At 55.2% G+C, this 19,208-nt stretch carries 19 protein-coding genes and 1 riboswitch; of the genes, 11 read left to right on the forward strand and 8 right to left on the reverse strand.

What is annotated here, in order from left to right; genetic code table 11:
• Nucleotides 1-418 precede the first annotated feature (418 nt).
• The gene (locus FHS18_RS09025; protein WP_183599195.1) at nt 419-2,104 is read right to left on the reverse strand and encodes a ribonuclease J; all 1,686 of its coding nucleotides are present in this window, start codon (nt 2,102-2,104) and stop codon (nt 419-421) included.
• Between the two features lie 186 nt (nt 2,105-2,290).
• Here FHS18_RS09025 and FHS18_RS09030 point away from each other — a divergent pair, with 186 nt between their 5' ends.
• On the forward strand, nt 2,291-2,452 hold the full coding sequence (locus FHS18_RS09030; RefSeq protein WP_183599198.1) for a hypothetical protein: 162 nt from the start codon (nt 2,291-2,293) through the stop codon (nt 2,450-2,452).
• Nucleotides 2,453-2,536: 84 nt separating this feature from the next.
• Here the strand turns inward: FHS18_RS09030 and fabV are convergent, their stop codons facing one another.
• The 4 genes from fabV to FHS18_RS09050 all read right to left on the reverse strand — a co-directional run bounded on the left by fabV (nt 2,537) and on the right by FHS18_RS09050 (nt 7,580).
• Nucleotides 2,537-3,727: an enoyl-ACP reductase FabV gene (fabV, locus tag FHS18_RS09035; protein WP_183599200.1), complete on the reverse strand. Its 1,191-nt coding sequence runs from the start codon at nt 3,725-3,727 to the stop codon at nt 2,537-2,539.
• Between the two features lie 191 nt (nt 3,728-3,918).
• Entirely contained in the window at nt 3,919-5,439 is a 1,521-nt protein-coding gene (locus FHS18_RS09040) for a glycosyl hydrolase family 18 protein (RefSeq protein WP_183599202.1), read from the reverse strand.
• 302 nt (nt 5,440-5,741) lie between these two features.
• Nucleotides 5,742-6,851 carry an AbrB family transcriptional regulator gene (locus FHS18_RS09045; protein WP_183599203.1) on the reverse strand — a complete coding sequence of 370 codons (1,110 nt, stop codon included), beginning with the start codon at nt 6,849-6,851 and terminating at the stop codon, nt 5,742-5,744.
• Nucleotides 6,852-6,854: 3 nt separating this feature from the next.
• Nucleotides 6,855-7,580, reverse strand: a complete 726-nt coding sequence (locus FHS18_RS09050) for an MBL fold metallo-hydrolase (protein ID WP_183599205.1) — start codon at nt 7,578-7,580, stop codon at nt 6,855-6,857.
• Between the two features lie 390 nt (nt 7,581-7,970).
• Nucleotides 7,971-8,065: riboswitch (cyclic di-GMP riboswitch) on the forward strand.
• Nucleotides 8,066-8,141: 76 nt separating this feature from the next.
• On the opposite strand from FHS18_RS09050, the gene FHS18_RS09055 reads away from it, so the two are divergent.
• Together FHS18_RS09055 and FHS18_RS09060 are read left to right on the forward strand one after the other, a co-directional pair.
• A complete protein-coding gene (locus FHS18_RS09055; RefSeq protein ID WP_183599208.1) occupies nt 8,142-8,315 on the forward strand; it encodes a hypothetical protein in 174 nt (57 codons plus the stop codon).
• Nucleotides 8,316-8,396: 81 nt separating this feature from the next.
• On the forward strand, nt 8,397-8,582 hold the full coding sequence (locus FHS18_RS09060) for a hypothetical protein (RefSeq protein ID WP_183599210.1): 186 nt from the start codon (nt 8,397-8,399) through the stop codon (nt 8,580-8,582).
• Nucleotides 8,583-8,633: 51 nt separating this feature from the next.
• Here the strand turns inward: FHS18_RS09060 and FHS18_RS09065 are convergent, their stop codons facing one another.
• Complete coding sequence (locus FHS18_RS09065; protein ID WP_183599212.1) at nt 8,634-9,764, reverse strand: glycoside hydrolase family 88 protein; 1,131 nt, start codon at nt 9,762-9,764, stop codon at nt 8,634-8,636.
• 207 nt (nt 9,765-9,971) lie between these two features.
• On the opposite strand from FHS18_RS09065, the gene FHS18_RS09070 reads away from it, so the two are divergent.
• The 8 genes from FHS18_RS09070 to FHS18_RS09105 all read left to right on the forward strand — a co-directional run bounded on the left by FHS18_RS09070 (nt 9,972) and on the right by FHS18_RS09105 (nt 16,713).
• On the forward strand, nt 9,972-10,835 hold the full coding sequence (locus FHS18_RS09070; RefSeq protein WP_183599214.1) for an AraC family transcriptional regulator: 864 nt from the start codon (nt 9,972-9,974) through the stop codon (nt 10,833-10,835).
• A 27-nt stretch (nt 10,836-10,862) separates the two neighbouring features.
• Entirely contained in the window at nt 10,863-11,246 is a 384-nt protein-coding gene (gene gloA2, locus FHS18_RS09075; RefSeq protein ID WP_183599216.1) for an SMU1112c/YaeR family gloxylase I-like metalloprotein, read from the forward strand.
• Between the two features lie 215 nt (nt 11,247-11,461).
• Complete coding sequence (locus FHS18_RS09080; protein ID WP_183599218.1) at nt 11,462-11,857, forward strand: DUF2642 domain-containing protein; 396 nt, start codon at nt 11,462-11,464, stop codon at nt 11,855-11,857.
• Nucleotides 11,854-12,048 (forward strand): hypothetical protein, encoded by a 195-nt coding sequence (locus tag FHS18_RS09085; protein WP_183599220.1) that lies wholly within the window; start codon nt 11,854-11,856, stop codon nt 12,046-12,048. Before FHS18_RS09080 ends, FHS18_RS09085 begins: the two co-directional genes overlap by 4 nt.
• 21 nt (nt 12,049-12,069) lie before the next feature.
• Complete coding sequence (locus tag FHS18_RS09090) at nt 12,070-12,795, forward strand: glycosyltransferase (RefSeq protein WP_183599222.1); 726 nt, start codon at nt 12,070-12,072, stop codon at nt 12,793-12,795.
• A complete protein-coding gene (locus tag FHS18_RS09095; protein ID WP_183599224.1) occupies nt 12,785-13,948 on the forward strand; it encodes a glycosyltransferase in 1,164 nt (387 codons plus the stop codon). The genes FHS18_RS09090 and FHS18_RS09095 overlap by 11 nt, the downstream gene beginning before the upstream one ends.
• Before the next feature lie 3 nt (nt 13,949-13,951).
• Entirely contained in the window at nt 13,952-15,025 is a 1,074-nt protein-coding gene (locus FHS18_RS09100; protein ID WP_183599226.1) for a polysaccharide pyruvyl transferase family protein, read from the forward strand.
• Between the two features lie 212 nt (nt 15,026-15,237).
• Nucleotides 15,238-16,713 (forward strand): methyl-accepting chemotaxis protein, encoded by a 1,476-nt coding sequence (locus FHS18_RS09105; RefSeq protein ID WP_183599228.1) that lies wholly within the window; start codon nt 15,238-15,240, stop codon nt 16,711-16,713.
• A gap of 182 nt (nt 16,714-16,895) precedes the next feature.
• Here the strand turns inward: FHS18_RS09105 and FHS18_RS09110 are convergent, their stop codons facing one another.
• Nucleotides 16,896-18,494 (reverse strand): sensor histidine kinase, encoded by a 1,599-nt coding sequence (locus FHS18_RS09110; protein WP_246427544.1) that lies wholly within the window; start codon nt 18,492-18,494, stop codon nt 16,896-16,898.
• A complete protein-coding gene (locus tag FHS18_RS09115; RefSeq protein ID WP_183599678.1) occupies nt 18,491-19,177 on the reverse strand; it encodes a response regulator transcription factor in 687 nt (228 codons plus the stop codon). Before FHS18_RS09115 ends, FHS18_RS09110 begins: the two co-directional genes overlap by 4 nt.
• Between the last annotated feature and the right edge of the window lie 31 nt (nt 19,178-19,208).

Raw genomic sequence — 19,208 nt, forward strand, 5'->3', positions numbered from 1 at the left:
CCAAGGCGGTTTTCTCTTCGAAAGGCAAGCGTGTCCACAAAGTGGACGTCAAGCGAGTGTCAGCACGCTGAAATGTATTCACGCTCGAACTCGCCGAGTCTGCTCCCCAAGGCACCAAAGTAACGTACGAAGCTCGCACCAGAGCTTTGTCTCACTTAGCGGAATGCTGCAAGTCTAATTGACTTGCAAACCAATCCGCTGGGACAAAAGCGGTCCAACGCCAATAGGACACATCGAAGACGGCCGCGTCCCGTATCTCGCCAATTACGGGTGTCCAGAGGGCGGTTGCCCTCTGGTTCCCCTCAATGGAGGGGGAAGGGGCGAGGTGACAAGGTAGGAAGGGGCGAGGTGAAATAAACGGGTTCAATAAGGGCGCAGCCCTTTTATCTCCCGCCGGTGGGGTAAAGGGGGAGGTAGCCTACACCTCCATTATTATCGGCAGAATCATAGGCCTACGCTTCGTCTGCGTATACAGAAACTGTCCGATCGCTTCCTTCATGGCGGTCTTCAACACATTCCACTGATTGGCGTTTACATTCTCCGTTTTGAAGTTGCTGATCGTATTGAGCGCAATCCGATTCGCTTCCTCAAGCAGCCCTTCCGACTCCCGCACATAGACGAATCCGCGCGAGATCAGATCCGGGCCGGACAGCACTTTGCCGTCGATTTTGCTCAAGGTCAGTACGACGATAAGCAGGCCGTCTTCAGACAACAATTTGCGGTCCCGCAGTACGATATTGCCGACATCGCCGATGCCGAGCCCGTCCACCAGCGTGCTGCCAGCCGCAACCCGGCGGCCTTTGCGCGCCGCGCCGTCGACAATATCGACGACCTCACCGTTATTCACGATGAAGATATCGTCCGCTTCCACACCGACCGACTGAGCGAGCAGCCCATGCTGATACAACATCCGGTATTCCCCGTGAATCGGAATGAAATATTTGGGTTTCATCAGCGTCAACATCAGCTTGAGCTCTTCCTGGCTGCCGTGGCCCGAGACATGCATGCCGGTCGTCGAGCCTGAACCATAAATGACTTTGGCGCCTAGTTGGTACAGATTGTCTACCGTCCGGGCGACATTCCGCTCGTTGCCAGGGATCGGGGTTGCCGAGAGAATGACCGTGTCCCCGGCATCAATCGTGACTTGACGGTAATTGGAGCGGGCTAGTCTCGAGAGCGCTGCCATCGGTTCGCCTTGGCTTCCCGTGCATAGAATGGCGACCTGATGCGGCTGAAGACGATTAATATCGCCAGGCTCGATAATAATGCCGTCCGGCACGTTCAAGTAGCCGAGCTCGCTGGCGATGGTAATGACGTTCAGCATGCTTCGGCCGAGCAGCGCAAGCTTACGCCTCGTTTTGTGCGCGGCGTCGATCACTTGCTGAAGCCGGTGGACGTTCGAGGCGAACGTGGCGATGAATACCTTCTGCTGCGCTTTGACGAAAGCTTCCTCGATGCTCTCGCCGACAATCCGCTCGGAAGGCGTGAATCCGGGACGCTCGGCGTTCGTGCTCTCGGACAATAGCGCGAGCACGCCGCGGCTGCCAATTTCGGCCATTTTATGCATATCCGCATATTGTCCATTAACCGGCGTAAGATCGAATTTGAAGTCGCCCGTATGGACGACGGTGCCTTCCGGCGTATCGAATACGATGCCGAGACAATCTGGAATGCTGTGATTGGTCTTGTAGAAACTGAGCGTCATCGCGCCTAGGGAAAGGATCGAATTCGAATCGATCTGAATCCGCCGCGTATTCCCGAGCAGGCCGTGCTCCTTCAGCTTGCCTTCAATGAGACCGAGCGTCAGCCGAGTGGCATAGATCGGCATATTCAACTGCTTCAGAATATAAGGGATACCGCCAATATGGTCCTCGTGGCCATGCGTGATGACAAGGCCCCGCACCTTGTCCTTATTCTCGATCAGATAGGTGATATCCGGGACGATCAAGTCAATGCCTAGCAGGCTTTCATCCGGGAATTTCGAACCGCAGTCGACGACCACGATATCTTTACCGTATTGGACCACATACATGTTCTTCCCGATTTCCTGCACGCCGCCAAGGGCGAAGATAGAGAGTTTCGTTTCCGTTGTCGCATTATTCAAATCAGGCGCCTCCCGGTAAAGATCTTATCCCTAACATGTACGCTTTGGACCGGAATTATTAACGCAAGCAGGGGAAGTTGCATATTCACGCCAATCATCGTCGGCAGTGGCATATTTCATCCCGAGCTTGTGCATGGTAATTAAGGTTGTTTACACGAGTATGGAAGGAAGAGGAGGAACGAGCGCATGACGGACCGCAAGTTGGATATCGAAACCGACGGCGACGAAAGAACGCGTTATGAGGATACGGACAGACACGATCGGACGGGCTTCTTTGTAGATGATGAGCTTAGCAGCGATCAAGTGCCGGACGATACATGGGTGGAGTCGGCAAATCCTAGCTTTTAATGAGACACCTCAAAAAGAAAAAGAAGGCCCCCGGCACACGTCATGAAGACAATGTCCGGGGGCCTCGCTATTGCTTATACGAACTTAGCGCAGATTCGGAATCGCAACGTCCGGATTCGTATCCGTCTCATAATCAATGCCGTCCGTCTCGAAGCCGAACAGCTGGAAGAATTCGCGCCGGTATCCCGCGAGATCCGACAGTTCATATACATTCTCTGTCGTAAGCGCCGACCACAGCTTCGCCACCTTGGCTTGAATTTCCTCCCGCATTTCCCAATCATCGATCCGAATGCGTCCGCGCTCGTCTACAGCCGCGGATTCCGTGCCATAGAGGCGCTCGGCGAACAACCGGTACATTTGTTCAATGCAGCCCTCGTGCAAGCCCTGCTCCTTCATTACCTTATAGAGTGCGGATATATAGAGCGGAACGACAGGGATCGCGGAGCTGGACTGGGTCACCAGCGCTTTATTCACCGACACGAAGGCTCGTCCGCTGCCTGGGCGCAGCTGCTCGTTCAATCGCAATGCCGTCGCTTCGAGGTCATCCTTGGCTCGTCCGATCGTACCCTCGCGGTAAACGGCGTGCGTAATCTCAGGTCCGATGTACGAGTAGGCAACGGTTGTTGCGCCTTCGGCCAACACGCCGGCTGCTTGAAGCTGGTCGATCCACATTTGCCAATCTTCGCCGCCCATAACGGCTACCGTCTGCTGGACTTCTTCCTCCGAGGCAGGTTCGATCGTGGCAAGAGACACTTCGCCGGAATGGAAATTCACGGTCTTATTCGTATACGTATCGCCAATCGGCTTAATGACGGAGGTGAAGGTCTCGCCCGTCACCGGATGGGTGCGGCGAGGCGAAGCGACGCTGTAGATGACCAGATCGACGGCTCCTAACTCGGCGCGGATCAGATCGATCGTCTGCGCTTTGATCTCGCTTGAGAAGGCATCGCCGACAATGCTGTACGATTTGCGTCCGGCTTGCTGCGCAGCCTCTTCGAATGCAGCCGAATTATACCAGCCAGCCGAAGCGGTCCGCGACCCTTCCGCGGCTTTGTCGAAGTAGACGCCGATTGTATTGGCTCCGGCCGCGAAAGCAGAAACGATACGCGAGGCAAGCCCGTATCCGGTCGACGCGCCGATTACGAGCACGCTGCGAGGCCCTTCGATTGCAGGTTGTCCATTCACATAGTCAATTTGCCGTTTAACTTGTGCTGCGCAGCCCTCAGGATGAGCTGTCGTACAAATAAATCCGCGCGTTTTCGGTTGAATGATCATATCCGGCATATTCCTCTCTATTGGATACTCGTTAAGTCGTGAAGCATAGAAACGTCGTTCACTAACATTGTACCGATTCGGAAGCGGGAATGGAAGAGTGTTCCATAAGCCGGTTGCAAGCGATTGCTATACAAAAAACCTCTCCTGCGCAAGCACGCAAGAGAGGCAAGTTAAAACGTATAAGAGAGTTATTATTGCAGGCCTTGATAGACTGCCGTTAGCAGCTCGCTATTCGCGGTATCATAGCCGAGCGACCAGATCATGGCGCCGGCCAGCTGCTGCTGCTTAATATAGGCGGTTTTGTAACCCAGCGATTCCGGATCGTCATACGTAATAAAGCTTGAACCGTTGAACAAATACGGCACTTTGGCTTCCGTATGGAAATAGCGTGTATAGCCTTGGCCGATATAGTTGGTTTTGAGCGAGGCATAGGTGACGGAAGAGCCGCCCGAGAAACTTTGATACAGACCGTTATTCGCATTCGTCACGTTATCGTACTTGCTGCCGTAGAAGGCCAGACCCATCACCAGCTTGGCAGCAGGGACGCCGGCATTACGGTACAGCGCAATCGCGTCGTTCACGCTCGTCTCCCACGTAAAGCCGCTTGCCGGATCCTTGTACAGCGGAGCATTGAGCCCCGTCTTGGTCTCCCAAGTGCCATGCAGGTCATAACTCATCACATTGACGTAGTTGACGACAGCCTGCAACTTGCCAAGTTCAATGTTGTTCAGATAGCCGCTGCTTGCGGCGCCGGCGAAGGTGAGCAAGTACGTCTTGCCGTCTTTCGCGCCTTGAGCGTCCAGCTTCTCGCGGAGTTTCTGCATCAGCAGCGTGAAGTTCGTTTTATCCTCAGGACGATTCACATTCCCTGCATCGCCTCCGGCAACCGGATATTCCCAATCGATATCGACGCCGTCGAATCCGTATTTCACGATGAAGGCGACCGCGCTGTCTGCGAATGTCGTACGGGAGGTATCTGTCAGCGCAGCATTGGAGAATTGCGCGGAACCGCCCCAGCCGCCGACGGAGATCAGCGTCTTCAGATGCGGGTACTTCTTCTTCAGTTTCAGTAACTGGTTGAAGTTACCGAAGAACGGATCGGTGGCGAGATCATCCGGGAACCGTTTTTCAACGTCGGCATACGGATCGCTCAGCGCGATTCGAAGATCCGTACCCACATTGGCGAACGCGTAGTTAATATGCGTCAACTTGCTGCCGTCAATGGAGGCGACTTGTAGTCCGTTGTAGGTGGACCAGCCGGTGTAGTAGCCGATGACGGTTTTCGATGCTGTTACGACAGTAGGCGGCGTCGTAGTCGTCGTTGCCGCAAGCGTCGTAACGCGTAACACCGTGCTGGCCGCGGAGATATTGCCTGCAGCGTCGGCAGCTATCACCGTAAAGCTGTATGCCGTTCCAGGCTTCAATCCGGTCACTTTGTATGCGGTAGAGACAGCGGTTCCGATCTGACCTGTGCCTTGGTAAATCAAATATTTGGCGACTCCGACTTGATCGGTAGAAGCCTTCCAGGTAAGATCCACGGTTGTCTCCGTGACTTGTGCAGCTGTGAGAAGGCTCGGAGCCGTAGGCGCTTGGCGGTCTTTCGGAGCCGCTAATACGCTCGTACTGGACAAGAATAAGAGGAGTGCGGCTAGCAGCCACAAGTAGAAGGCGGCATAGCGTTTAACTAGGTTTCTCTTTGGTCGTGCGGTCATGATGTCCCCCCGGTAGATAGCTATAATCGTGATGATACCGCTATTATAGCAACCAGGTATCTTACTAGGGATAGACGCAAAGACCTGCTAGAATGACAGCGATTAGCGTCCACAATGCTCGGCAAGAGTCTTCGTGTCTAGTTCGTTAGCAGGGGAGTGCAAGCAGATCGGCGAAATGCGGGAGGGACCATAATTTACCGTTAGAGGATTCACCATTATTTACTAGTCACATATGTGAAACCTATTGGACGGCAGCCAGCAGAGCCCTGCATCTGCACGATACAGGGCTTCCTTCAGACAGGTTAAGCCTGCTGCCTAGCCCGCCGCTGCAGCCCGATGAACAGGATGCGCAACAAGGGCGGCACAGCGAGGAATATGAACAAGGTGCGGAACAGCTGATAGCAGGTGACGACAGCGAGGTTCGCGCCTACTTCATGCGCGATTATGCCCATCTGATCCATCCCACCGGGGGCGAGGCTTAGAAACGCGGTCGCTGCCGATAGCTCCGGATGCAATTGCATGAGCAGCAGGCTAAGACCGATCGAGCCGGAGATCAGCACGGCGCCGCTGACGAGCGCTAGCGTGATGATTCTCAGCTTCTGTTGCAGCTGCTCGGGCTTCAGCAGCATGCCGATATAGCCGCCGATCATGAACTGCGAAGCCGACAGAATGTCGTCAGGCAGCGGCGGTCCTTCCAGGCCAATCAAATTGAGCGCAGCAGTCGCGAGCAGCGGACATAGCATGAAGGCGGTCGGAAAATGAATCCGTCTGCCAATCAAGGCAGCCGCAGTGCAGATGACAGCGTAACTCAAGATGCCGGGGAACAAGGCCGACCAGCTTCCCGAATGGGACGCTATCGCTTCTGCCGCATCATGCTGGCCGCCGAACAAGGGACTGAAGATCAGCATCGGCACGATGAATATAATCATCATCAGCCGGGATACCTGCAGGAACGTCACGACCGTCACGTCGATGTGTTCGGTCTCGTCCGCGAGCGTAACCATCTGGGTAAGTCCGCCCGGAATGCTGCCCGTAATTGCAGTCGGGAACGGCAGGCCGGCAAGCTTCGCGATCGTCCACGCGATCCCTGCGCAGAACACAAGCAGAAGCGTCGTCATCAGCACCATCGTTGGCAGCTGTTCGCCGATCTGCGCGACCGTCGACGCGGTAAATGCTAGTCCGATTGAATAGCCGACGATAATCATTCCGGTATTGCGCACCGACTGCGGCCAGTAGGGCCGGATCGCGACCTTGGTGCGGGAGAACAGGAATATCGCTAGCATCGGTCCTAGCAGCCAGGGGATGGGGATGGACAGCAGCGAGAAAAGTATGCCGCCGATCAAGGCGACGGCCATCGTCCATAGGAAACGAACGGCAGGAGTGCCGGCGCTGGCCGGCGTAGAATCCGTCATTCTTTACTTATCCGACTGCGCTGCCAATTCAGCAATCCGTTGATTCGCATTACCGCGATACACGCCGCCATGGTAGCAGATGACCGTATCGATCGGGTAAGCGGCGAACTTGCCCAGCGAAGCAAGCGCTGTCGTCATATCCGGGGTAAAGTTCGGTACCGGTCCGTGCAGCTCGCCGCCTGCGACGACCATCGCGTCCCCAGCGATCAGCGTTCGGCTCAGTTCATGATAAAGGCTAATATGACCCGGTGCATGCCCCGGCGTATGAATGACCGTCACGCCGCCTGCAAGGGGAAGAACCTGCCCGTCTTCCAAGGAATCCGTCACATTGTTCCGGCTGCCGCTTAAGAACGCGGTTTCGAACTGTTCGCGTTGCGGCTCCGGCAGCTGAGACAAGATGGCGTCCATTCGCTCCGGCTTCACCTTAATGAGCTGCTGCTCGCCGTTAATGTAAGGTTGTTCGCTCGGATGAGCATAAACCTTCAGCTTCTGGTCAAGGAATGCCGGTAAGCCGCCAATATGATCGATATCCTGATGGGTGAGTATAATGCCGCTCAATGCGGCTGCATCCACATTGGCTTGCGTCAATAGCGATTTCAGCGCATCGCCGCTGCCAGGCAGGCCCGTATCGACGAGCACGGCGCAATTCGCATCCGATAGGAGTACGAGGTTATAGACGCCGTTGTTAATATGAAGCTCCAGGATCGTAAGTCCATCTGCAATTTTCATTGTGATTCGCCTAACTGAATGCTGCACTCCTGGTATAGGGACCATGGATGCAAACCAATCAGAATGGCACACCTCCTTAATCTGGAATACGGCTCCATCCTTAAACAACTAACCTTATGTAAGTTTCTTGCTGAAATTCCTCTTTCATTATGTTCCTCTTGGCAGCGGGAAGTCAATCGCATGCATAGCAAGCAGCTTCATTGCTGCATGGCAAGCAGCTTCATTGCTGCATGGCCAATCTCACGGCTGCGTACGTAAGCCAATCCCCCTATCGAACTGTGACCTAACGTTCAGCCAAAATTCAGCCTATAGGTACAAAATTTTCACGAAGTACTGGTTCCAAAGTCTGGTCAAATGGATGGGCTTCAAGTAAAATATAGGTATTGAGACTGCTCGAAATGGCAAACCTGGCGAAAGCCAGCGACGCAAAGCTACAGGGACTAAGGTAAACGTACTACGTTTACGAGTGTCAGCCAGCTGCCGAAGGATAGCATCAAGCTTGTCCTCCTTTGGTTCACCATGAAGGCGTTTCAGTACATCGATCAAGGAGGAATGAATGTTATGTCCGTACAATCCAATTTTCATCCGGAAGCCGAAGCACCGATCATCGAACTAAGCCAGCTGGTAGGAGACGCGCAAATTCGGGATTTGTTCCAAGGGATGAAGCTGTTGTCCAAGCAAGAGCTGGAGGAACTGAGAGATTCGCTTGAGATTATGGCGTTACATACCTATTAAGATATAATGAAGATACCAACGAACAGCCGGGCAGCCGGCTGTTTTTTTTATACAGGCCGCATGGCGAAGGGAGCAAGAAGCTTGGAGAACGAAGCGAAGTGCCGGATTCGGCGGATTGCGATCTTGCATGCGAGACATACGGAGCACGCCGAACTGCTGGTCGAAGGAAGAGTGGTTCTCGTGCCCTTAGGAAAAGTAGCTGCGGAGGCGCAGGTTGGCGATCCATTATCGTGGAATGGTCAAATGTGGAGGCAACAGCAGGAATAGGAGGAGCGCGACATCGAGCGCCCCTCCTTATTTGCATTCTCCTAGATTAATCTACTCGCCGCTCCCGAACACATACAGACTATGCTTCGCACCGTTCAGCTTAGCAATTGCTTCGACGTAGTAATAATCGCCGTAGATTAGAGACCCGTCGACGAAATGCTGCTGCGGACGGTGGCCGGTGCCATGCAGTAGAATGCCCTCCTGGCCAGGCGATTCCCAGGTGGCGTAATGTTCGCTAAGCGAATGGAGGATGTTCAGCGCGGCGTTCCGATAAAGATGCGCTTCCTTGGCCGGAACGGCGTCCGCCAGCGTGAGCAAGCCCGAGGCCGCAATAGCGGATGCCGAGGAATCGCGCGGCTCATTCTCGAAGCGCTCCAGCCGGAAGTCCCAGTGCGGCACATAATCGTCGGGCAACGAAGCGATGAAGAAATGGGCGATACGTTTGGCCGTGATCAAGAAACGCTCATCTCCGCTGTTCAGATAGGTATTCGTGAAGCCGTTCAGCGCCCACGCGGTTCCTCGACTCCACGCGGAATCAGCCGCTGCTCCTTGACCGCCAAGATTCTCCAGATAATCGCCGGTTGTAGGATCGAAAGAGAGAATATGCTTCACCGAACCATCTTCGCGAACGCCGTAGGTCATTGTCGTCTCGGCATGGCGAATCGCAATATTCCGATATCGCGGATCGCCGGTTACGCGGCTCGCCCAGAACAGCAACGAGATATTCATCATGCAATCGACGATCGCCCAGCCGAATGCATCCCCGTTCCAAGCGCGGATGAAGCTGCCTGCGGGATTGAATCGTCCTGCCAAATAATTCGCTGCCTGCAGCCCGCGCCGAAGACCATCCGGATCGCCGGTTATCGTATGTTTGATCACGGCCGTCGACAAGAATTGGAATCCGACATCGTGGTGCAGCCCCTCGGACGGCGCGTCGAACCATTGCGCGAGCCGTTCATCCCACAGCCAAGCGGCCTCTTTGTAATGCGATCGCCCGGTCATATCGTACATGACCCACAAGATTCCCGGCCAGAAGCCGCTCGTCCACCAATCGGTGCTGCTGTCATCGTAGATACCGTCAGCGCCTGCAAAATGAGGTGACTTGCTCCCGATCTGCCCGATCATCCGGTCGACTTTCGTTTCGAGTTTCTTTACTATTGCTGCAGCCTCTAGCTTTTTCATAAAGTGCCTCCTTGGCTTTTTTTACATATAGGATAGTATAAGTTTCACATTTATACTTCAGCCTCTATGTCTCCGGAATGAAACTTAATACGCCGCAAGAGGACGGCGCAAGCCGTTTCACCTTGAATTGTAGCTCCCTAGCATCTGGAAAAGTTGTGCTGCGATATGAGAAAATGTTGTTTAATTGTCGGCAATGGAGGTTTCCGTTTGAAGCAGCCGTTCGATCCCGTCTTCTTCGATCGGGGGGACCCGATCTGGTATTACAAAGGCCGCGCCGACCAGCAATTCCGCGGATTCTATCACTGGCATCAATGCTGCGAGATTCTGCTCGTCCATGAAGGACGCGGCACCGTCATCGTCAATCAGGTGGCGCACGAGATCCGACGCGGCATGATGTTCTTCTTCCAGCCCTATCAGCTGCACAACGTACATGCGGACGTCAGCATGAATCACCCTTACGTCAGGACGGTCATCTATCTGGACCCGATCATGACGGCTTCGCTGCTGACGGGCTTCCCGAGGCGAAGCGAACGGTTTCGCAGGATGTGGCAGGAGCAGTCAGCCCAAGTCGCTTACGATCTGGAGGCCCTGATGCAGCAGGTGGAATGGCTGTACGACCATGCTTATGAACGGATGCAAAAAGCAGATTCCGCCGAAGATTGGACGATGTTCATGCTTCAGCTCGTTCAGCATCTGGAACGTGCAGCAGATTCGACTGCAGCCGCAGAAGCGCTATCAGTCAATACGCATAGGCCGCTGCGTTATGCGGAGGCCATCATGCAATGGATCGAGCAGCATTATGCCGAAGACTTCTCGTTGGACCGCCTGGCAGACGAGATGCACCTGTCCAAATTCTATGTCTCGCGCGTGTTCCGCCTGGAGACCGGTAGCAGCATTACGGATTACGTCACGGCCAGAAGGATGAAGCAGGCCTGCCGTCTGCTTCGGACAACCACGCTGCCCGTCGAGCGGATCGGCATTGAGGTCGGCTTGCCGAACGTTTCGTATTTCATCGCAGTGTTCAAAAAAATCGTCGGCACGACACCGCTGAAGTACCGCAGCGGGGACTAACCGCATACGAGGAGGATTACTCTGTCTATGAAGCTGAATCATCTGCATCATGTCGCTATTATTTGTTCCGATTATGAGGTATCCAAAAGGTTCTATGTCGAGATTCTCGGTCTGCCCATCATTCAGGAGACATACCGTGCCGAGCGGGATTCCTACAAATTGGATCTGCACATCGGACAAAGCCAGATCGAGCTCTTCTCTTTCCCGAACAGCCCGAAGCGCCCGAGCTACCCCGAAGCGAGAGGCTTGCGACATCTGGCCTTCGAGGTGGACGATATGGACGAGACGATACAGGAGCTGACGACGCATGGCATTAACGTCGAGCCTGTCCGCGTTGACGAGACGACCGGGAAGCGATTCACCTTCTTCAGCGATCCGGATGAGCTGCCGATCGAATTGTACGAGAAGTAATCGACTAGCGGCGGACGAACAAGCAAGCAGCCAGAATATGCAAGAGCACGTTGCAATGGCACTGCCCGATAAGGGCGGTGCCTTTTTTGCAGTGATAACCGAACATTTCCAGCAAAATAAGGCGGCTGCGACGAACGTTCCCTATCTTAGTTGTATACAATGTAACGACTTAGAATGCGATTTTCATAGATTAGCGATCAGGATGGGAGTGAACCATGAAAATTATTGTGAATGAGAGAGAGCTGAAGGAGTATATGGAAGGTTTGGCGCGCATCGTTTACCCTGCGTTCGCGGGGAAAGAGACGTTTACGGCTGTACCGGCCGAGCAGGATCAGGACGAATTACGCCGGATCATTCGGGAAGAGCTGAAGGCTGCATTCGGGGCCATCGATAGAGGAACATCAGGAGATCTGCAGCGCATGCAGCAGACGCTGGACCGTCACTCCGGCAAAGTCACGGAGCTGATGACGCCGGCAGGTACCGTAGAAGGGGCAATCGAGAGCGTCGGAGGCGATCATGTGCGGCTGCGGGAGACCGGTGGGACGAGCGTGCTTGTACCGCTCTCGCAGGTCGTGTCGTTCCAACTGAGCGGAAAGCAGGTGGAACGATGATCGAGGAGCTGCAGGGGCTAATCGGCAAGCAGGTTCAGTTGGCAAGCGCGCTTGAGACCATCAGCGGCGTACTGGTTTCGGTGGACGCTGCTGCGGTCACGCTGCGGACGTCCGAAGTATACGGCTATGAGAACGGCAGCTATGCCATAGTGCAAATTCGTTTTATTGCCTACGTCCGCAACTTATCTTAGGCGTTGAAAGGGGAGATGAAGGTGTCATATCCACGGGTGCCAGGCCTGGTCAGCATAGTGACCACCGTCTATAACAAGCTTCCTTACGTCAAGGAATGCTTGGACAGCATCCTCAATCAGACTTATCCGAGCTGGGAGCTGATCGTCATTGACGACGCTTCGACAGACGGATCGTATGAGCTTGTCACGCATTGGCTGAATCAGCACGAAGCGGAGCTGTCCGGCAGTCAAGGGATTTACACGATGCGGCTGCCCCGCAATACGGGATATGCAGGCGCAGTTACGGCAGGCATGTTCCTGGCCAAAGGAGAATTCATCGCCATTCAGGATGCGGATGACCTCTCCCATCCGGATCGGCTGGCCAAGCAGGTCCGCTATCTCCAAGAGCATCCGCACATCGAGCTGCTCGGCACGAACTACGAGGTATTCGAGGACGGCTCGCCTGATCGGCGGTCACCGGCAAGGTGGCTTCGGTATGGAGAGCAGATCGGCAGAACCTATGCGGCTGGAGGGCACTGCATCTGTCACGGCACGACGATGTTCCGCGGCGAACTGTTCGATCGGATCGGAGGGCATACGCGCCGCATTGAAGGAGCAGAGGATTATGAATTCATTGCCAAGTCGATCCGGCCTGGGGCACGCAATGTCGAGAATTTGACGGATGTGCTCTACTTCTATCGCAGGCATCTCAAGCAACGCTCACGCCAATACTTCGGCCAATCCGCGGCGGAGCGCGATGATGAGTAGCCGCCTTAGGGTGCTGCAGGTCATGGACAGCCTGGCTGTAGGCGGAACGGAAACCTATGTGCTGAGCTTGATCAAAACATTCCCTGCCCTAGGCATACAGCCCTCCTATGCCGGAGCGGGCGGCGTCCTCTACGAGGCGTTCGCAAGAGCCGGTTGCCCGATCCACTACGTCGACCTGACGGCCGAGCAGCTGCTCGCGCCGCAGTGGAAGGAAGATACCGAGCTTGCGCTGCTGCAAGTCATGCGTCATCGCCGAATCGATCTTGTGCATGTCCATCAGACCCCGTCCGGACTGTATGCGGCAGCCGCTGCCCGCCGGCTCGGAATTCCGGTTGTATTCACCGTGCATGGGGCCTATTATGCTCCGGATCAGCTGCGGTTCATGTCGGACTACGGCTGCGCATTTGTAAGCGTAAGCGTGCCGGTGCAAACTTACTTGGCGCGCCAAGGCATTCCGTCGGCACTGATTGCCAACGGCGTCGATTTTGAACAATTTCACTTTGCGCCCTCGGTGGAGCTGCGCGAATCGCTCGGTATTCCGTCTCATGAACCGGTTATCGTCTATGCCTCAAGGCTGGCCTGGGATAAAGCGGCCGTATGCGCCATGCTCATCCGAGCGGCGCGGTCGGTCCGGATGGAAGACCGGCTCCCGTTGCATGTTGTCGTCGCCGGGAGCGGGAATCAATATGGGGCGATTGCGGAGCTTGCGGGCACAGCCAACAACGATTACGGCACAACTTTCGTCCATATGGTCGGCAGTCAGACGCATATGCGCGGCTATTACGGTTTAGGCGACCTGGTTGTCGGGACGGGGCGCGTGGCGCTCGAAGCGATGGCATGCGGCAAGCCGGTGCTGGCGATCGGCAACCACGGCTACTTCGGCCTCGTGGAGAAGGAATCTTACGAGGAGGCATGGGGCTATTATTTCGGCGATCATGCGTCCAAGCAGCGCCCGGATGAGCAGTTGATCGCAAGCGCTTTGCGCCATGCTTTCGCCTCGCCGGAACGGCTGGCCGAGTTGGGGCGGGATGCGCGGGGATGGGCGATGTCGCAATTCAATATCCATGACAAGGCTACTGCGATGAAAGAGCTCTACGTCTCGCTTCTAGGCCCTGCATCCGCCGGCAGACACAATGAAGGGGGAGTGAGCTGACGAATGCGCAGCATTTTATATTTGGGATGGATCGGCTTCCATAACTTAGGGGACGAGTGGATGTGGGAAGTTTTCCGCGATCTGGCAGCGGACTATGTGGATGACGGGCAAGCTCGCGTTATTCCGTCCGTTCCGGGCGTAGATTGGAAGAATGTCGGCTTGTACGATACGGTCGTTCTGGGCGGCGGCTCGCTTCTCATCCCCGGTTATGTGGAGCTCATGCACGAAGCGTTGGAGAGGGGCAAGCAAGCGGTCATCTGGGGAAGCGGACATGATCGGCTGCATCGGCTGCTGACCGGACCTGACGGCGGAGCCATGCCCGATCGAGCTGTCGAAAGCGAGCCGTATCGCAAGAAGCTGGCTGAGCTGCTGAAGCATTCGGCATACAGCGGCGTGAGAGGACCTTGGACGATCGATTACTTGGAATCGCTCGGCGCTCCGGTGGAGCGTGTCGCGATCAGCGGCGATCCGGCGCTCTTGATGACTTCGAGCCTGGGAGCAGCCGAAGTTTCGCGCCAGAAGCGCGGGCGCGGTGCCTCGCCTGTTATCGGGATCAATTGGGGGACCTCGTACAACAAGATCTATGGCGGCAATGAAACCGAGGTAGAGGAAGCGCTCGCCTTAGCCGGCAAGGCCTTAATCAATCAAGGGTACCGACTGTATCTATACGGGGTATGGGGACCGGACGGTGAAGCGCTGACGCGACTCTATCGCAAGATCGGCGATCCGGAACATGCGACGCTCGACACGAAGGTGTACAAGGCTTCCGAGTATGTGCAGCTGTTATCCGAGTTCACGGCAACGATCAACTTCAAGCTGCATGCCAATCTCCTCTCGGCAGCCGCGAATGTGCCGTTCGTCTGCATCGGTTACCGGTTCAAGAGCTTCGACCTTATGACAGCGCTCGGTCTGGCGGACTATATCGTCGCAGCCAATGACCCTCGGTTGGCTGATCGGCTTGTGGAACGGTCTGTTTCTGCAAGCACGCAATTCCGTTTATTTGCCGAGAAACTCGAGGTTGCTCGAACCGCGGCTCAGGATTCGCTTACCCGGCCGTTCCGGGAAGGGATTTTATAGTCCAACCTAACGTTTAGGAAGAGGGGATTTCCGGAGGTTATGCGGGAATTTCCTTTTCTTTTTTTGTTCGGATAATAAGGCGACAAAAATTGACGAATTTCTACTTTTATCATCTTGTCATGACCGTTTTAGCGAAGTAATATTACGATGATACACTGCGAACTAGTGCTTTAGAAACAGCAAGTGGTCAATACAATTGGGGATGTGGGTCTATGGACAGAATGACCGCAATATTGCAAGAAGATTTACGCTTGAAGAACCGTCTCGTGTTTATCGCTTTAACGATTACGGTTGTACTTGCCGCACTGATGTATTTTTCGATTTCGCTGGACATGACCCGCAAGCTGACGCTCATTGCCGTTGACGTGACGTCGATTGTCGTAGTCGGTTTTATGCATTTTCGTAGCGTGAAGGAGAGGGCTGTCCCGTACGTGGCAGTCGGTATGCTGACCGTTATTTTCCTGGTCACCTCATTCGTTATCCCCAGCGTGGTGAATGTTCTGCAAGTTTACTTTATTCTGGCGGTCTCGCTCGTATATATGAATCGCAAAGTGCTCTCCACCGGCTTTGTTGCAGGCGCGGTCTTGCTCGGCGCTTATTTCTATAACGGCGACCAGTTCGGATTGAAGCCCGATCATATCATTGCGCATGTTTTCTTCTACCTGGTGATCAGCATTACGCTGCTCAGCTTCCAGAAGATTGCCGACCGCATGCTCGGTCAGCTCGGCGCTACGCAAACGGAGACGCAAGAATTGCTCCACAAAATCGAAGGGCAAAGCGCCATGCTGCGTGACAGCGTTATGGTGATCTCGGATAATATGCGAACGGTCTCTGCCGGCAGCAGCGAGAATGCGGTGTCTTTCAAGGAGATGAACAAAGCGGTCCAGGATATTTCCGACGGGGCCGTGTCGCAAACGGAAGTGCTGCTCGAGGTATCCGAATCCGTGCGCACGAGCAACGAGCAGCTGCAGGTCATGTTCCAATCGCTTCACCAACTGCGCTCCATGACCGAGCACGCGGCGGATTCTTCGGGTAAAGGAGAAGGCATCGTCGGTGATCTCTATTCCCTCATCACCGAGTTCGAAGGCCAAGTACAGCATGCTGCCACTGAAGTGGACAAGCTGGCTGCGCAGGTTCACTCGTCTGCCCAGCTCATCTCGACGATCCAAGAGATTGCCTCTCAGACCAATTTGCTCTCGCTGAATGCCAGTATTGAAGCAGCCAGAGCAGGCGAAGCGGGCAAAGGGTTTGCCGTTGTCGCCTCCGAGATCCGCAAGCTGGCCGACATGTCGGCGCAAGCAGCCGAGCAGATCTCCGGCAATCTGAACAACGTTGCTTCCACCTCGAACAGCACGCAGAGCAACATGCGATCCATCGCCTTACAGATGCAGCAATGTTTGCGGATGGCGGTCGAGACCAAAGAAATTTTCATGCAGATTAACGAATCCGTTATCGAGTTGAACCGGCAAGCGAGCAACTATGACGGTTCCATTCAGTCGGTCGCCGCTTCCTCGGAGACGATCGAGAAGTCTTCGACCTATCTGGCTTCGGTCAGCGAAGAGACGACGGCAACGCTGCAGCAGCTGGCTGCTACATTGAATGTGCTGGTGAACCAGAATGCCAATGTGCTCGAACGCATCCAGCACAATGAACGGGCGCTGGAGGATCTGGTAGCCGCCACGGCTTAGAGATTCGAATAGGAAAAAGCAAAGAGACGATCATCCGGGCAGTCTGCATTCTGCCCGGGGATCGTCTCTTCTTATATCCGCTAAAGCACTGGGGAGAGTGATTGGCGTACGTTCATCATAGCGCCGTAACCTTAAAACAAGATGAAAACAGCCTGATGAATGGCTTAAAAATGCAACGTTACTTAAATCCGGTTCGAATCGAGCGGAAGCCGGATCAGGAACACGGCGCCTTCACCCGGCGGACTTTTGGCCTCGATCGCGCCTAGATGGGCTTCGATAATGGACCGGCTGATGGATAGGCCGAGCCCGGCGCCGCCATATTTGCGCGTGCGGGAAGAATCGCTCCGGTAGAATCGCTCGAACAGGCGGGGCAGATGCTCCTGGCCGATCCCGGATCCATTGTCCCGCACGGCGAGCATCGCCTCCGTATCATCGGCCGTAAGCTGAATCTCGATAAGGCCTTTGTCCGGTTCGGTATGCTGGACGGCATTGTGGAACAGGTTGAGGATGACCTGCTTGATTTTATCCGGGTCCAGTTGCAGTTGTACGGGCTCGTCGAGCAGCAGCCGTACGGTGCGTTCTCCGGCAAGCACTTGCAGTTGCGGCTCCATCTCCTGCAGGAGCGCCGCGAGCTTTACTTCCTTGAAGGTCAGCTGCGGCTCGCGGTCCAGCTTGGCCAGGAGCAGCAAGTCCTCGACCAATTTGTTAATGCGCCGGGATTCGTTATGCATGCTCTTGATAGCCGAACGGAGCTGATCGGGATTGGTCACCGCGCCGCGCAGCAGAATCTCAAGGAAGCCGTGTATGGAAGTAAGCGGCGTCCGCAGCTCATGCGAGGCGTCGGCTATGAACTGCCGCATCCGTTCCTTGGCGGCCCGTTCCGCCTCGAAGGAAGCATCGAGCCTGTCCAGCATATGGTTGAAGGAGATGGAGAGCCGGTCAATCTCCTCCTGTCCTTGGCTAGTGGGGAGCTTCTCGGTCAAATTCCCGGCATCGGTCTGCTCGACGGCCGTTACCACGCGCGAGAGCGGCACCAGCGTGCGCCGAAGCAGCGGCAGGAGCAGCGCGGCGCCAGCCGACAGCGCAAGCGCCGACAAGCCGCTGAAGATGAGCAACTGCTGCATGATGACGTCCTGCAGCTCTGTCGTGTAGACGCCCATCTGCATAATCGCGTTGCTTTTACGATTAGGCGGACCTACAGTGCGGAATACGACCAGCTGTTCATTGCCCTCGGCATCCTCAAGCAGACGGTAATTCGTCTGCGACCGCTCCGGCTGCGGCTTGTCGCGCATCGCTTCATATTCGGACGCTGGCAGCTGAGGAGATAATAGGCCGTCCTCGGCGGACAAGTCGACGAAATTGCCATCCGCGTCGAAATAAGCAAGCGACGTATCCGACAAGAAGAAGGATGGGCGCCCGGGCCGGTGAGGCGTCGTGCTATCGGCAGGTTGTGCCGCGTCCGTATCCTTAACGTCCTCGTTACTGTCATCTGCTGCAAAAGATCCGTCAGTAGCTGGAGCCTGTTTCTCCGGACCGGCGGCATTACCGCGTTCCCGGGTAGGCGGACCGGATAGTCCGCTATCGTTGTTGTTCGAGAACATCTCGACCGGGGTGGACATCAGCTGCGATGAGAGCGCTTCGGCCTTGTTGCGATAGAGGAATCCTTTCATCAGCCAATATTGCATCAGTCCGATCAGCAGCAGAATGCCCGCGATCAGCAGGATCGACCGGAACAGCAGCTGGTAGCGTAAGGAACGGGGGCCGGTCAGCAGCCGTTTCATGGCAGATCGACGCGGTAACCCGCACCGCGGAGCGTACGGATCAGCCGATGCTCCTTGTCATTGAGTTTCTCGCGCAAGGAGCGGATATACACTTCCACGATGTTGTTCTCTCCCCCGAAATCATAGCCCCATACCCGATCCAGAATGAGTGACTTGCTCAGCACAGCCCCATGGTTCATCACCAAATATTTTAGCAGCTCGTATTCGGTCGGCGACAGCTCGAGCACCCGTTCTTGATAGAGAATCTCGTTCTTCCGGTCATCGATCCGGAACGGTCCGTATACGACCGAACCGAGCAAGTCGGGGAATTGATTGCGCAGCCGTGCCTGGATGCGGGCGAGCAGTTCCTCGAACTCGAACGGCTTGGCCATATAGTCGTCCGCCCCGAGCGACAGTCCTTTGACCCGGTCGCCTACTTCATCCTTTGCCGTCAGCATAATCACGGCGATCTTCTCGCTCGATTCCTTCAGCGTATGGCACACCTCGAAGCCATTCATCTCCGGCATCATCACGTCCAGAATCGCCACATGGGGCTTGAACGCCTCGACCTTTTCCAGCGCCTCCCGTCCGTTCTGTGCGGTCTGTACCTCATAACCTTCGCTAAGCAAGCCTAGCTCGAGAAATTGCAAGATGTTCGGCTCATCGTCAGCGAGCAAAATACGAATTCGTTTGTTGGCAGTCATCATGTTCTCCTCCGGTTGTTCGTTCGATTGT

Origin of the sequence: Paenibacillus phyllosphaerae (genome assembly GCF_014192105.1) — a bacterium.
Classification (GTDB): domain Bacteria; phylum Bacillota; class Bacilli; order Paenibacillales; family Paenibacillaceae; genus Paenibacillus_Z; species Paenibacillus_Z phyllosphaerae.

Coding starts and splice junctions, on each gene's coding strand:
- FHS18_RS09055 (WP_183599208.1), top strand. CDS start 8,142: ATGTCCGTACAATCCAATTTTCATCCGGAAGCCGAAGCACCGATCATC.
- FHS18_RS09040 (WP_183599202.1), bottom strand. CDS start 5,439: ATGACCGCACGACCAAAGAGAAACCTAGTTAAACGCTATGCCGCCTTC.
- FHS18_RS09095 (WP_183599224.1), top strand. CDS start 12,785: ATGATGAGTAGCCGCCTTAGGGTGCTGCAGGTCATGGACAGCCTGGCT.
- FHS18_RS09050 (WP_183599205.1), bottom strand. CDS start 7,580: ATGAAAATTGCAGATGGACTTACGATCCTGGAGCTTCATATTAACAAC.
- FHS18_RS09105 (WP_183599228.1), top strand. CDS start 15,238: ATGGACAGAATGACCGCAATATTGCAAGAAGATTTACGCTTGAAGAAC.
- gloA2 (WP_183599216.1), top strand. CDS start 10,863: ATGAAGCTGAATCATCTGCATCATGTCGCTATTATTTGTTCCGATTAT.
- FHS18_RS09045 (WP_183599203.1), bottom strand. CDS start 6,851: ATGACGGATTCTACGCCGGCCAGCGCCGGCACTCCTGCCGTTCGTTTC.
- FHS18_RS09030 (WP_183599198.1), top strand. CDS start 2,291: ATGACGGACCGCAAGTTGGATATCGAAACCGACGGCGACGAAAGAACG.
- FHS18_RS09085 (WP_183599220.1), top strand. CDS start 11,854: ATGATCGAGGAGCTGCAGGGGCTAATCGGCAAGCAGGTTCAGTTGGCA.
- FHS18_RS09110 (WP_246427544.1), bottom strand. CDS start 18,494: ATGAAACGGCTGCTGACCGGCCCCCGTTCCTTACGCTACCAGCTGCTG.
- fabV (WP_183599200.1), bottom strand. CDS start 3,727: ATGATCATTCAACCGAAAACGCGCGGATTTATTTGTACGACAGCTCAT.
- FHS18_RS09065 (WP_183599212.1), bottom strand. CDS start 9,764: ATGAAAAAGCTAGAGGCTGCAGCAATAGTAAAGAAACTCGAAACGAAA.
- FHS18_RS09080 (WP_183599218.1), top strand. CDS start 11,462: ATGAAAATTATTGTGAATGAGAGAGAGCTGAAGGAGTATATGGAAGGT.
- FHS18_RS09100 (WP_183599226.1), top strand. CDS start 13,952: ATGCGCAGCATTTTATATTTGGGATGGATCGGCTTCCATAACTTAGGG.
- FHS18_RS09115 (WP_183599678.1), bottom strand. CDS start 19,177: ATGACTGCCAACAAACGAATTCGTATTTTGCTCGCTGACGATGAGCCG.